The sequence below is a fragment of the Alteromonas sp. a30 genome (genome assembly GCF_026788005.1).
Classification (GTDB): domain Bacteria; phylum Pseudomonadota; class Gammaproteobacteria; order Enterobacterales; family Alteromonadaceae; genus Paraneptunicella.
The window spans coordinates 120,210-133,456 of sequence record NZ_JABEPE010000005.1 but is presented as its reverse complement, the minus strand read 5'-3'; the positions used below and the strand labels follow the sequence as shown (position 1 = coordinate 133,456).

Genomic DNA, 13,247 nt, shown 5'->3' with positions numbered 1-13,247 from the left:
TGGCCGCATTAATGATGAATAGCCAGATACACACATTAAGCGGCCTCTGCACAGGTTAAATTAAAAGGTTTCGTTCATGGCAGCAGGTACAGCATCATCACCTTTTCACGAAGGTGAACAGCGCATTCACAAGAGACTTGGTATTGAAAACCAACTCGCAAGTTTTGGTCCTAGAATGATTCGGGATTTCATGCCAGATCAACATCGATTGTTCTATCAGCAACTTCCGTTTTTATTTGTTGGTTACCAAGACCTAAAAGGGCAAGTCTGGGCCTCGGTTTTACATGGTGAACCGGGATTTGCTCAATCTCCCGATCCGAAAACGTTGCTATTGAATGCAAAACCTGTAGCGGGCGATCCATTAATTGATGCCTTAAGAAAAGACATGTATGTGGGCATGTTGGGAATTGAATTACCAACACGGCGTCGTAATCGACTGTCTGGGAAGCTCGCGTCTTTTGACGATACATTGACATTAGATGTTATCCAAACCTGTGGCAATTGTCCTCAATACATTCAAACTCGCCACATTGAGTCAGTGCCTAATCCCAAGTCGCCACAAATCTCTTCAATCACCGAATTAGACGAGATAACGCGTCAGGTTATTGAACAAGCAGATACCTTTTTTGTGGCAACGCACTCTAAAGAAGTGGAAGGTGAGCCAAGTACGGGAGCAGATGTGTCTCACCGAGGCGGTAAGCCGGGCTTTATCCGAGTGGATGATAACAACACGTTGACTATTCCTGATTACCTTGGCAACTACATGTTTTTCACCTTGGGAAATATCGAATCGAATCCAGCAACGGGTTTGCTATTTATCGACTTTGAAACCGGCAGCGTGCTTTCTTTAACCGGTAATGCGGAAATTCTTTGGGACGACCCAGACACCGAGCATTTTGAAGGCGCGCAACGCTTATGGCGTTTTCATATTACGGAGGGAAGATGGCTTGAACATGTCTTGCCCTTTCGTTGGCAGTTCGAAAGTTACGCCGATACCACAAGGTTCACTGGCACTTGGCAAGATGCGCAGCAGAATAAAGCGGCTGTGGCGAATGCTGATTCATGGCAGGAAATAACCGTTGCTAAGGTTCAACAAGAAAGCAATTCGGTGAATTCCTATTATTTGACGCACAATGGTCAATCTACAAGTAAGCTGCCAAAATTTAAGGCGGGCCAGTTTATCTCCTTAAAAGCAATTATCAATGGCAAAGAAGAAATTCGTTGCTACACCTTGTCCAATTCGCCAACGGAAAGTCACTATCGCATTAGCGTTAAAAGAGAGGAGCAGGGCACGTTTTCGCGTTATCTGCACGACAACGTTAAAGCAGGCGATACGCTAACTTATTTAGCCCCTACAGGAGATTTTACTCTCGATATGACGTCTCAGCGTCCAGCGGCGATGCTAGCTGCTGGCATTGGTATTACGCCAATGATGGCGATGATCTCCGAAGCCATTCAAGATGCGATGAAAACACGCCACTTACGTCCCATCACCCTTTTAGTGGGCGTTAAAAATGGCGAAGAACAGAGCTTTAAAGAAGAATTAAAACACCTAGAAAACATGGCCGCAGGCTTAATTCGTGTGTTTTGGGCTTTTAGTGAACCAACTGATAACGACGAACCAAAAACTGACTTTCAGTGTCGAGGGCGTATTTCGGAAGGCTTTATTCAAGCAGTGCTGCCTTTAGCCGATTACGACTTCTACCTTTGTGGACCGAATGACTTTATGCAGGATATGTACGACACCTGCTTGCGTTTGGGTGTGCGTGATGAGCGCATTTTTGCTGAATCCTTTGGCGATGCGCAATTAAAGCGTGCAAAACCTGTGGAACTTGCAACAGCGGAGTCGCAACAGAAGTCTCATGCTTCGAAGGCAGAAGTAGCAGACACCGCCGTCGTTACATTCAGAAATAGTGAGTTTGAACAGGCGTGGACACCAGAATCCGGCACATTACTAGAATTTGCGGAAGCGCATGGTGTAGAGGCCGTTTATGGATGCCGAAATGGGCGTTGCGGCAGTTGTAAAGTGAAGAAGCTTTCCGGCGAAGTGCATTACCAAACGCAACCTGTGTGTGACTTTGCTGAAGATGAGGTGGTGATGTGTTGCGCAAAACCAGCCAAACCCAGTGCTGATCAAAGCGCCAATGAAAGCTTGGCACATGTGGAAATTGCATTGTAAGTAGAAGGTCGATAGACTGCGCGCCTTTCGTTTATTACGACCTTGGCGATAATACACAATGCGGCTTTATTTGGCCCCGATGGAAGGGGTGGTTGATCACTTAATGCGAGACATGCTGACACAAATTGGAGGCTTCGATTTGTGCGTTACTGAATTTGTTCGTGTGGTTGACCAACTATTGCCAATGCGTGTGTTTCACCGTATTTGCCCAGAACTGAAAACTAATGGATTCACGGCTTCCGGCACCCCTGTAAGAGTGCAATTACTCGGTCAGGACCCACAATGGCTAGCAGAAAATGCGGCGCGAGCTATTGAGTTAGGTTCGCATGGTGTTGATCTTAATTTTGGCTGCCCAGCAAAAACCGTGAACAAAAGTAAGGGTGGTGCGGTATTGCTTAAAGAAACCGACACCCTCTACAACATAGTAAAAGCGGTAAGAGAGGCGGTTCCTGATGCTCATCCTGTGACCTCGAAAATGCGTTTGGGTTTTAGTGACAAGTCGCTTGCCATTGAAAATGCTCAAGCGCTCGCAGAAGCAGGTTCTGCGCATCTGGTGATCCATGCTAGAACCAAAGAAGAAGGCTACAAACCGCCAGCTTATTGGGATTGGATTGCGAAAATAAAACAGCACGTTACTGTACCCATTATCGCCAATGGTGAAATTTGGGATAAAGAAGACGCCTTACGCTGTCAACAGGAATCCCAATGCACTGACCTAATGCTTGGACGAGGCGCGTTAGCTATGCCAAATTTGGCGCAAGTAGTTAAAGGCCAACAAACAAAAATGCCGTGGCAGGAGGTGATTGATTTACTGGTGAAATATTCTGGTTATGAACTTTACGGTAGTAAGGGAAAATATTACCCAAATCGCATCAAACAATGGCTGCGATACATCATATTACAATATCCTCAAGCGGATGCTTTATATCGCGAAGTTCGCACCTTACATTGTGCCGACACTATCGTAAGTGTGTTAAATCATTACCGATAATCCTGAATTTTACGGCGAATTTGTTTCAAAATATCAAAATCATTGCAATGTGAAGTTGAACTCCTTACCTTGTCTCAGCGGCATAACCTATGAGAATGAATAATGATGAAAAAGAATAATCGCACTCAAGGTGGTCTTCGCTTATTAAATTTGCATGCGGCAATGAAGCTTGCTTTCGTGGCTGCATCAGGTGCATTTTTAGTGGCTTGCAGTGAAAAACCACCGGAACAAAAACCTCTCGCTGAATTAAAATCCAATCCTTTCCCAAGTACCTATCAACCGCTACCTAGCGTAGCGACGGTTATTAAAAATGTGACCATTCTAGATGGCCTTGGCGGCCTAATTGAAAACGGCATGTTGCTGATGCAAGATGGTGACATTAAAGCCGTTGGTCAAACGGTTTCCATTCCACAAGACGCTAAAGTGATTGATGGCAGTGGCAAATGGGTAACGCCCGGCATTATTGATACCCATAGTCATTTAGGTGTTTATCCAACGCCAGATGTAAACGCGCATTCCGATGGCAACGAAGCCACTAAACCGGTTACAGCAGAAGTATGGGCAGAGCATGCGGTTTGGCCGCAGGATGCAGGGTTTTCAGCCGCATTAGCCGGCGGTATCACCTCTTTACAAATTCTCCCCGGCTCTGCGAATTTGGTGGGTGGTCGCACCGTTACCTTGAAAAACGTACCGAATCGCTCCGTACAAGAAATGAAATTCCCAGAGGCTCCCCATGGTTTGAAAATGGCCTGTGGTGAAAACCCGAAACGGGTATACGGCGAAAAAGGTGGTCCTTCAACCCGTATGGGTAACGTAGCTGGTTATCGTCAAGCGTGGATCGATGCCCAAGAATATAAGAAAAAGTGGGATGATTATCGCGAAAAACACGCCAACGGTGAGAACGTCGAGCCGCCGAAACAAGATTTGAAACTAGATACTTTGGCCGGGGTATTGAACGGCGAAATTAAGGTGCATATGCACTGTTATCGGGCGGATGAAATGATGGTCATGATGGATGTCATGAAAGAGTTTGATTATCAAATCAGTAGCTTCCATCACGCGGTTGAAGCCTACAAAATTGCCGATACCTTAGCCGAAAATAACGTATGTGCGTCCATGTGGGCTGACTGGTGGGGCTTCAAAATGGAAGCATACGATGCCATTCAGGAAAACATCGCCTTGGTACATCAAGCTAAAGCTTGTGCCATCGTTCACTCCGACAGCGACTTGGGTATTCAACGTTTGAATCAAGAAGCTGCAAAAGTGTTGGGGAACGCACATCGTGCGGGGATCAGTATTAGCCGCGCAGACGCATGGCAATGGTTGTCTGCTAACCCTGCCAAATCCATGGGCGTATTCGATAAAACAGGTTCATTAGAAGCTGGTAAAGATGCTGACGTAGTATTGTGGAGTGGCGACCCGTTCTCGACTTACACTTTGGCTGAACACGTTTATATTGATGGCGCGTTGGTTTATGACGCCAACAACCCTGACATCTGGCCTGTTAGCGATTTCGAAGTAGATCAACCCGGTGAAGGAGAACGATAATGAGCGGATTAAATAAAATTGCAGCCGTGGTTGCCGGTACTTTCTTAAGCGCGGCAGCGATGGCTGAAAATATCGCGATTACTGGCGCGCTGGTGCATACCTTCGATAAACAAGGTTCCATTGAAAACGCCACGGTTCTCATTCGAGATGGCAAAATTGAAAGCATTATGGCTGATGGTGAAGCGCCGAAAGGTTATAACAGCATTGATGCGCGCGGCAAAATCGTTACGCCGGGATTAATTGTTGCTAAATCTGGACTTGGGCTTGAAGAAGTGAGCTTTTCAGCCGGTATTAACGATGCCAACTTCGAGCTAAAAGATGCGAAGGAGCTTGGTGCCAGTGTTGATAGCCAATTTGGCATTAACATGAATTCCAGCCTAATTAACGTGGCCCGTATTGAAGGTGTAACCACGGTCGCAACTGGCGCGAATTATAGTAATACCTTGTTCCAAGGGCAGGGCAGCGTTATTTCACTGGGTGACATAAATAGCCCCTTACTTAAAACTAACGCGTTTATGTCGATTAATCTTTCAGGTGCTTTTGTTGATTCTGAGGGTGGTTCTCGTGCGGTGGTTTGGCCTAAATTGATTCGTGTGCTGAAAGAAGCGGCTTCCCTAAATGGCAAAACGCTGGGAATCAATCAAGAATGGAATGGGGAGTTTGCTAAAACCGATGTTAATGCCTTAATTCCAGTGGTAAAAGGCGATATGCCTTTGTTTGTGTCGGCCGATCGTGTTGCCGATATTCGTCAAGTCATTGCGTTAAAACAGCGCTTTGACGATCTTGATTTAGTGCTAGTCCATGCCACAGAGGGTTGGTTGGTAGCCGAGGAAATAGCCGAAGCTGGTATTCCTGTGGTGGTGAACCCTGAGTCTAACTTACCGTTTGATTTTGATGAGCTAGGTGCAACGCTTAAAAATGCTGGGCGTTTGTCTCGTGCTGGGGTAAAAGTCAGTATTGCCAATGTGGGCAAATATAGTGCTGATAGCCACAACACGCGCTTGGTGACACAACTTGCGGGTAATGCTGTTGCTAACGGTATGCCGTGGGCCGATGCGATGGCCGCGCTTACGGTTAATCCAGCAGAATTGCTCGATGTAGAAGACACACTCGGCAGTTTAGCCAAAGGTAAGCAAGCGGATGTGGTGATTTGGTCTGGCGACCCGTTAGAAGTCATGACCTACGCAGAAGTGGTTATCATCAATGGTGAGCCGATTACAATGGAATCTCGCCAAACCAAACTACGTGATCGATACATGACGCTAGGGCAGGACATGCCGTATCGTTATAATCGTCCGTAATAGGTATTTTGATATACCAAGTGTCTTTCAAAGCTCTTAAGTAAAGTGTTTACATGAAGAGCTTATAAAAAGTGCTTAAATAAATGAAAGCCAGCGCTCATTGCTGGCTTTTTCGTTGCTGGTCATTCAATTCCTTTTTAGGATGATATATTTATATCCCTCGGGTGTTGTGCTGAGTGGTTGAATTACCCATTGGATAAGCTTTTTATGTGGCTTTTACTCCTACATCTTTATATCTGATTGTTTTATTTCTTTTGTGTATATATTATGCAGCTCAGCTTATACAGGGTATAAGTTGAAGCAAAATAATTACCTGTTTGGGAGTTTTAATGAAAACAGTAATCGCTATCACTTTGGCAGTATTATTAAGTGCCTGCGCCTCATCTCCATATACATATCATGTGGAGCCAACACCAATATTAAAACAAAAGACGCCTTACAAAGTTTCTCAAGTTTCCGTTAACTTAACGTTAGGGCATGGAGCCATTGAAGGAGACACGACTTTTGCAAATAAAACGGAATTAGAGAGTCAATTTAGAAACTATCTAGAAGCAAGCCTTAAAGAAAAAGGCCTGTTAGCTGCCGAAAATACGGAAGGTTTGAGTGTTTCTTTCAGCATCGACTTCAAGAGAAGATTTCATTTGGGCGGCGGTGCTTTGGGCAAACCTGAGGTTTCTCACAGCGTAGTCATTCAAGACGGAGATAAAGCGTTAGCTAGTTTTGGTAAAAGGAATTACACAACTAAATATGCTTATCTCGAAGATCTAGCCGTTAACTTGGAAATTGCAGCGTTTTCTTGGGATCAAGAAGATGAACCAAGAGACATCGAACTCATATCGAAACTTATTGTTGAAGAATTGATTAACGCTGGTAAATAGCGTCTTAAGTATTAGTGAAACCTTCTTTACCTGATGAATTCAGGGCTGAGTTTCAGAAGTATAAAACAAGCTGTTGCAGCTTTAATTTCGATTAACAATTCTAGGCTCCATTTTTCTGGTGTCTAGAATTGCATTTCTTATAAATCCGATTCCTTACTATAGTGCTAACAGCGGTTTTTATTCGCTTTGCTCATCGCGTAAATTCAGCGTTCCCTTTTTTCAAATAGTACAGTGCAACCAAGGTTGCCGTTATCGCTAACACAGCCCCAAATTCATCAATATACCAAGCTGAGTTTGTTGTGGTAACGGTAATGGGTGTAAAGAGTTTTTGAATGAAAATATTCGAGCTGCCATGATAAAAAACGGCTGGCCAAACACTTTGCGTTTTTAGCCGGAAATAGGCCATTATCGTGCCTGTTGATGTAATAAATACAGAAAATACCAGCAATTGGTAAGGCAAGGGAGTGACATCATTACCGTACAAACCAAGGAAAATTAATGGCCAGTGAAACAAAGACCAAATCAAACCACTGACTAACGCTACGCCCGCGAAAGGCATTATTTTCGCAAGTTCAGGAACCAGAAAGCCTCGCCAACCTATTTCCTCACCCAAAATAGAGGGTAGTGACACGACGAAGCTGATGGTTGCAATGATGCCAATATGCAGAAGCAATATGGCAAGGTTATTCCAATGGCTAAGGTTGTAGTTATCTTTTAGTGTGGAGAGAAAATCGGCGTTATAAACGTCACCAAAGCCAAACAGCCAAATGACCAAGTAAGAAACCAATGCAATCAGCAGTGGAATGAGGTAATTTATATACTGATATTTCGACCCTTCCTGTCCACTTCTCCATTGCCAACCTAAGCTTGAAAATTTTCGTTTTCTTATCAAACAAGTCGTAATGGTTGCTGCGCCTACCGACAGCATTAAAGGCGTGGCTTGCCCCATCCGGTAAATTAACCAGTAACCTAAAAAGTAAAAAGCGACAATCAAAACCAAGAAGGTAATGAGCGTGAACAGAGTTTCTGAATGCTGTTTCAAGTGAGTTCCTTTTAACTTGGTGATGGCTAGTTTAATTGGATTATTTTAGCTGTGATGAGTAAGAGTGATGAAGTCAGTAAAACCTAATCGCTTTCAAAGTATGTTGTTTATTTGCAGTGAGCAAGCTTTCAAATGTTTAGAAAAGTATCAATCGCTATAAATGGAATGGTTGACCGGCAATTAAACACAGAGAATCAGAGTAAGGCAGTGATGCCGGCAGATAAAAGAATGTGGGCAAAAATAAAGTAAGGATAAAACAACCACCCACTATACGCAGGTGGAAGTTCCATATTTAATCCGAATTTAAAGTGTATTGCTTATCAGCTTAAACCTGCGTATCTACCACTGTGCCAACACGTTGGTTTGGATCGCGCTCTACTTCCTGATTTTCCGCTGCGGTTTCAGCTTGAGCAACCTCGCTAGACTCAGCAGGCTCTGCACTTGCCGCTTGGAGCGCTTCGTTTGATTGTTGATCCTCGGTACTAATTCGAGCGTTTTCTTGCGTATTCGCCTGAGATTGCTGAGTTTGATTCTCGGCGTTTTGAGCTTGTTGTTGCTCTTGTCGGCTTTGCAGTGTTGAAAGCACACTACCTGAGCCGCCTGATGCACCTATTTCCATCGAACTTACCTCACTTTTTGAATGACTCACCTGTATTCAGTCTAGAACAAAAAACGTTCAATATCACGATAAGATACGCTCTAACTAAGGAGAAACTTATCTAAGTCATTAGTTTGCTGAATGTTTGCTATAGATTACTATTATCAGTAATCAGTAATCAGTAATCAGTAATCAGTGATTTAAATCCTTTTTTGATGAAGTAACTATGGATAATTCAATCGCCGCTTTGGCAGGCGTTATACAGCTAGCAATTGGACCCGTTTTTTTGTTGGCAGGTATTGCAGGTTTTTTAAATGTTATGTCGGGCCGACTCGGTCGCATTATCGATAGAGCGCGTCAGGTTGAGGGCATGTTACGTGCACTTACTGATGAAAAACTCCTTAAAAAGGCAGACGCAGAGCTTCGTGTGCTTTGGCGTCGAACTGACATTATCAACAAATCTATTTGGTATTGTGTGGCATCAGGTTTGTGTGTGTGTACAGTCGTAGTGGGCGTGTTTGTTGGTGACTTTTGGCATTTACCCATCGCCCAAGCCGTGGTGGTGCTGTTTGTGTTTGCACTCGTTTCTCTTATCGTATCGCTTTTGCTTTTCTTACGTGAAATTCGCTTAGCAACGGATGTGTTAAAACCGGGCTTTCCGCCACAAAAAACGGATGATGCACACTATGCTAGTAACAAGTTGAAGGAGCAAGAAAAGCCCTAACTAGCGGCTTTCACGCTCCGATTCAGTAGCTTAAAAGCATCGTTATTCGGCTAGCCAAGTCCCGAGTTGTGATTGCATAAATTCTGCAATAATCGGTTGGCCTTTCGCATTGGGATGTAAACCATCTTTTTGCATAAGCGATTTATCAAGCGCCACATCCTGCATGAAAAAAGGAATAACCGTGAGCTGATATTCCTCAGCTAATTCATGGTATGTTTGCGTGAACATTTGTGTGTAGCGTCTGCCGTAATTCGGCGGAATTTGCATTTCTTGCAAGGCAATTTGCACACCATGGGCTTGACCAAGTTCAATCATTTTTACCAGATTCGCTTTCATCTTGGTGATGGAGTAACCTCTTAGTCCATCGTTAGCGCCCAGCTCAATTAGCATATGTGTGGGATCGTGTTGTTCAAGTAGTCTAGGAAGACGCGCTAATCCGCCAGAAGAGGTTTCGCCGCTAATGGCAGCGTTAACGATGTGAATGTCGTTGTTGGACCATGCATTTTGTAACAAAGAAACCCAGCCTTGTTCTTGCTTTAAATTGTAGGCTGCACTTAGGCTATCCCCTAGTATGAGTAATTTATGCCCAGACGTGTTGGATTGATCCGAATGCGCGAAAAAAGGTATAAGTACTATCAGCAAAAAGAGACGCTTTAACACTATGACTGATTCTCCAAAAGTTATGATTCAAGCCCGTAATGTAACGAAAACGGTCGACACCTCGGAAGGTTCGTTACAGATCCTTCAACCGATTAGCTTCGATGTCAAGCAAGGAGAATCTGTTGCCATTGTTGGGGCCTCAGGCTCAGGGAAATCCACGTTACTAGGTTTACTTGCCGGATTAGACGAAGTATCAAGCGGTGAAATCCTGTTAAATGAACAAGCGTTACACGCTATGGACGAAGAACAGCGAGCCCGTGTTCGTGGCGAAAACGTTGGCTTTATCTTTCAGAGCTTTATGCTAGTGCAAAGCTTAACCGCGCTGGAAAACGTGATGCTGCCGGCCGAAATAGCAGGCTTAGATAACCCCAAACAACTGGCACAGTCTTTACTTAGCAAAGTGGGATTAGAGCATCGTGCGACACATTATCCAAATCAACTTTCAGGCGGTGAACAACAACGTGTTGCTATCGCCAGAGCCTTTATTACCGAGCCTGCCATTTTGTTTGCCGATGAGCCCACAGGCAACCTAGACTCAGTTAATGGCGACAAAATCCAATCTTTGCTATTTGAACTTAATAAAACCAGTGCAACCACCTTGGTGTTAGTCACTCACGACAATCGTTTAGCGCATCGCTGCCAAAGGCAATTAAATATGGAAGCAGGGCAGCTTACTGAAGTCACCCAAAATGCCGATGGCGCAGCCAATATCGAAAAACTAAGAGCAGGGTAGCGTGATGTGGGCAAATTTAGCGTGGCGCTTGTTCAAACATGAAGCCAAACGCGGCGAATTAACCGTTATCCTATTGGCGATTGTGTTGTCGGTTGCCTCTGTTATGTCGCTTTCCTTGTTCAGCGAGCGTTTGCAATCGGCGCTTAACGAGCGTTCTGCACAATTTTTGGCGGCAGATAGCGTGTTGTTTTCTAATGCCCCAGCCAGCGAAGAATGGTTAAACAAAGCACACAGTTTAGGATTAACAACCGCCGCGCAAACCCGCACAAATTCAATGGCGTTTGCCGCTGAGTCGATGTCGTTAGTGACCGTAAGAGCCAGTAACAGCGCATACCCGTTAAAAGGCGACATTAAAGTAGCAGACACTCCCTTTGCCGCAGGTGAAGTTACCAAAAACCTGCCAAGTGTGGGTGAAGTGTGGGTTGAGTCTCAGCTTTTTGAAACCCTTGGCATTGCCTTGGGAGAGTCGATAGACATTGGTGATGCCAGCTTAAAAGTCAGCAAAGTGTTGGTGGAAATTCCCGATGGCGGTTTTAGCGTGTTTGCTATTAATCCTAGGGTATTAATGCGCATAGAAGACTTGCCTTCCGCTAACATTTTAGGGCCGGGTGCACGGGTGGACTTTGTCACTTATTTTACTGGCGAAGCAGAGCAACTCGAGCAATATTATGAATGGTTAGAGCCGCAATTATCCCGCGACATTCATAATTGGCGTTCGGTTGGTGATGACAACTCCGGCATTGGTCGTTCCGTGGAGCGTGCCGAGCAATTCTTCTTGTTGGCGAGTTTGTTGGCGATTGTGTTAGCGTCGGTGGCGATTGCCGTTGCTGCACAGCGATATAGCCAGCGCCATTACGATCCTGTTGCCATATTTAAAACATTAGGCGCAAGCAAAAAACTGGTACAAAAAGTGTACTTATTGCAGGTGTTGCTCGTCACTGTGTTAGGCATTGTGATTGGCTGCGCAATGGGCTTTGTGATTCAACAAGTGGTGGTGTGGGCCATAGCCGATCAAGTACCGGTTGCCGTACAAGCTTGGTTTTGGGGGCCGGTCTGGATTGCCATTTTCACCGGTTTAGTGTGCGCGGTGTTGTTCTCCGTTTACCCATTAATGCGCTTATTTTCCGTGCCTCCATTACGGGTTTTACGCAAAGACTTAGGCGCGCAGCTAAGTTCAAAAACTTTGCAGTTCTTTGCTTCCGCAACCGGTGTATTCTCATTAATGTGGGTATACAGCGGCAATTTGAAAATGAGCTTTATCTTGTTTGGCTCAGGCGTGCTATTGGTGGCGGCATTAATGCTCGTGACATTTGGATTAATTGCTGTTGGTCGTCGACTAGGTGAAGGCCGAATGGGGCCGTGGCAATTAGCGTGGGCCCGAATCAAGCGCCGTTCAATGGATAACAGCGTGCAGCTCATTAGCTTTGCCATCACTATCATGTTGCTGTTAATCGTGTTGGTGATGCGCAACGACATGGTTCAACAATGGCGCGATCAACTTCCAGAAGGTACGCCAAACTACTTTATGATCAACATCGAGCAAGATCAGGTTAAACAAGTTCAGCAAGATTTTGAGGAAAACGGGATAACCGTAGAGCAGTTTTACCCCGTGGTGCGAGGGCGGTTTGTTGCTGTGAATGGGGAAAGTGTACGTACATCCGTTGCCAAAAACGATGAAGATGAGCAAGCGCAGCGCGACGGTTTAGGGCGCGAAGCCAACTTAACGTGGAACCTAGAACTGCAATATCAAAACAAGGTTGTTGAAGGCAAGTGGCTAACTGAATGGCAAGAAGGCGAACCGTTACCTGTTTCAGTGGAAGAGCAAGCCGCAAAACGCATGGATATTGCCCTTGGTGATGTATTGACTTTCAACATTGGTAGCGAAGTAGTAGACGTTACCGTTACCAGTTTGCGTGAAGTGAATTGGCAAACACTTCAGCCCAACTTCTTCTTTATTTTGCATCCTAAAGCGATGGAAAACTACATTCCAACCTACATTACCAGCTTTAACGTTGCGCCAGAAATGAAGCCTGAGGTGCCGAAAATCATGGCATCCTTTGGCACCGTTACTTTGATAGACGTTGATGCGCGTATTGAGCGTATTCGCGAAGTGATCGATCAAGTTTCCGTAGCCGTGGAATTCATTCTGGTATTGGTGCTGGTTGCGGGCGCGTTAGTGCTGATCGCGCAAGTGCAAGCCAGTATGGATGAGCGTCAGCAGGAACTCGCTATTTTGCGTACACTTGGGGCAAAAGGTTCAGTGATTCGCGCAAGTGTGGTGTTTGAGTTCGTGATTTTAGGTGTAGTTGCAGGCTTTATGGCCGCACTCGCCAATGAAGTCACCTTGTACTTCTTACAAACCGAACTGTTCCAGATGCAGGTGTCGTTCCATTACACTTATTGGGTTGTTGCCCCTGTGGTTGGCGCTGCCGTTGTCGGTTTACTCGGCGCAATGAGCTGCTGGCGACTGTTATCATTAAACACCACACGCTTATTAAGGCAGATGGTGTAGGAAGTAAGGTCTGGCTGAAATGCGTAAGGGAAGGTAATGGGATACCGAGGGAAGTGAATACGGGTTTGTTTTTAAAAAAGC

General features: G+C 45.1%; 11 protein-coding genes. 8 read left to right on the top strand and 3 right to left on the bottom strand.

The window, feature by feature from the left end:
* Positions 1-76 precede the first annotated feature (76 nt).
* The 5 genes from HJG39_RS07190 (at position 77) to HJG39_RS07170 (ending at position 6,897) form a co-directional block, all read left to right on the top strand.
* Positions 77-2,179 carry a pyridoxamine 5'-phosphate oxidase family protein gene (locus HJG39_RS07190; protein ID WP_268408220.1) on the top strand — a complete coding sequence of 701 codons (2,103 nt, stop codon included), beginning with the start codon at positions 77-79 and terminating at the stop codon, positions 2,177-2,179.
* A gap of 58 nt (positions 2,180-2,237) precedes the next feature.
* Complete coding sequence (dusC, locus tag HJG39_RS07185) at positions 2,238-3,170, top strand: tRNA dihydrouridine(16) synthase DusC (RefSeq protein WP_268408219.1); 933 nt, start codon at positions 2,238-2,240, stop codon at positions 3,168-3,170.
* A 162-nt stretch (positions 3,171-3,332) separates the two neighbouring features.
* Entirely contained in the window at positions 3,333-4,718 is a 1,386-nt protein-coding gene (locus HJG39_RS07180; RefSeq protein ID WP_268408280.1) for an amidohydrolase, read from the top strand.
* A complete protein-coding gene (locus tag HJG39_RS07175; RefSeq protein WP_268408218.1) occupies positions 4,718-6,019 on the top strand; it encodes an amidohydrolase family protein in 1,302 nt (433 codons plus the stop codon). Before HJG39_RS07180 ends, HJG39_RS07175 begins: the two co-directional genes overlap by 1 nt.
* Positions 6,020-6,348: 329 nt before the next feature.
* Positions 6,349-6,897 carry a hypothetical protein gene (locus HJG39_RS07170; RefSeq protein ID WP_268408217.1) on the top strand — a complete coding sequence of 183 codons (549 nt, stop codon included), beginning with the start codon at positions 6,349-6,351 and terminating at the stop codon, positions 6,895-6,897.
* A gap of 190 nt (positions 6,898-7,087) precedes the next feature.
* Here HJG39_RS07170 and HJG39_RS07165 read toward each other — a convergent pair whose 3' ends face one another.
* Both HJG39_RS07165 and HJG39_RS07160 read right to left on the bottom strand, forming a co-directional pair.
* Entirely contained in the window at positions 7,088-7,939 is an 852-nt protein-coding gene (locus HJG39_RS07165) for a CPBP family intramembrane glutamic endopeptidase (protein WP_268408216.1), read from the bottom strand.
* Positions 7,940-8,264: 325 nt separating this feature from the next.
* A complete protein-coding gene (locus tag HJG39_RS07160) occupies positions 8,265-8,558 on the bottom strand; it encodes a hypothetical protein (protein WP_268408215.1) in 294 nt (97 codons plus the stop codon).
* A gap of 205 nt (positions 8,559-8,763) precedes the next feature.
* Here HJG39_RS07160 and HJG39_RS07155 point away from each other — a divergent pair, with 205 nt between their 5' ends.
* A complete protein-coding gene (locus tag HJG39_RS07155; RefSeq protein WP_268408214.1) occupies positions 8,764-9,261 on the top strand; it encodes a DUF2721 domain-containing protein in 498 nt (165 codons plus the stop codon).
* 42 nt (positions 9,262-9,303) lie between these two features.
* Here the strand turns inward: HJG39_RS07155 and HJG39_RS07150 are convergent, their stop codons facing one another.
* Complete coding sequence (locus HJG39_RS07150) at positions 9,304-9,903, bottom strand: arylesterase (RefSeq protein WP_268408213.1); 600 nt, start codon at positions 9,901-9,903, stop codon at positions 9,304-9,306.
* Positions 9,904-9,943: 40 nt separating this feature from the next.
* Between HJG39_RS07150 and HJG39_RS07145 the strand changes: the two genes are divergently transcribed.
* Together HJG39_RS07145 and HJG39_RS07140 are read left to right on the top strand one after the other, a co-directional pair.
* Positions 9,944-10,654, top strand: a complete 711-nt coding sequence (locus tag HJG39_RS07145) for an ABC transporter ATP-binding protein (RefSeq protein WP_268408279.1) — start codon at positions 9,944-9,946, stop codon at positions 10,652-10,654.
* A 4-nt stretch (positions 10,655-10,658) separates the two neighbouring features.
* Entirely contained in the window at positions 10,659-13,166 is a 2,508-nt protein-coding gene (locus HJG39_RS07140) for an ABC transporter permease (RefSeq protein ID WP_268408278.1), read from the top strand.
* Positions 13,167-13,247 lie beyond the last annotated feature (81 nt).

Bases quoted from the DNA above. Each gene is read 5' to 3' on its own strand.
- dusC (WP_268408219.1), top strand. From the start codon at position 2,238: ATGCGGCTTTATTTGGCCCCGATGGAAGGGGTGGTTGATCACTTAATG.
- HJG39_RS07160 (WP_268408215.1), bottom strand. From the start codon at position 8,558: ATGGAAATAGGTGCATCAGGCGGCTCAGGTAGTGTGCTTTCAACACTG.
- HJG39_RS07190 (WP_268408220.1), top strand. From the start codon at position 77: ATGGCAGCAGGTACAGCATCATCACCTTTTCACGAAGGTGAACAGCGC.
- HJG39_RS07180 (WP_268408280.1), top strand. From the start codon at position 3,333: ATGAAGCTTGCTTTCGTGGCTGCATCAGGTGCATTTTTAGTGGCTTGC.
- HJG39_RS07175 (WP_268408218.1), top strand. From the start codon at position 4,718: ATGAGCGGATTAAATAAAATTGCAGCCGTGGTTGCCGGTACTTTCTTA.
- HJG39_RS07155 (WP_268408214.1), top strand. From the start codon at position 8,764: ATGGATAATTCAATCGCCGCTTTGGCAGGCGTTATACAGCTAGCAATT.
- HJG39_RS07145 (WP_268408279.1), top strand. From the start codon at position 9,944: ATGATTCAAGCCCGTAATGTAACGAAAACGGTCGACACCTCGGAAGGT.
- HJG39_RS07170 (WP_268408217.1), top strand. From the start codon at position 6,349: ATGAAAACAGTAATCGCTATCACTTTGGCAGTATTATTAAGTGCCTGC.
- HJG39_RS07140 (WP_268408278.1), top strand. From the start codon at position 10,659: ATGTGGGCAAATTTAGCGTGGCGCTTGTTCAAACATGAAGCCAAACGC.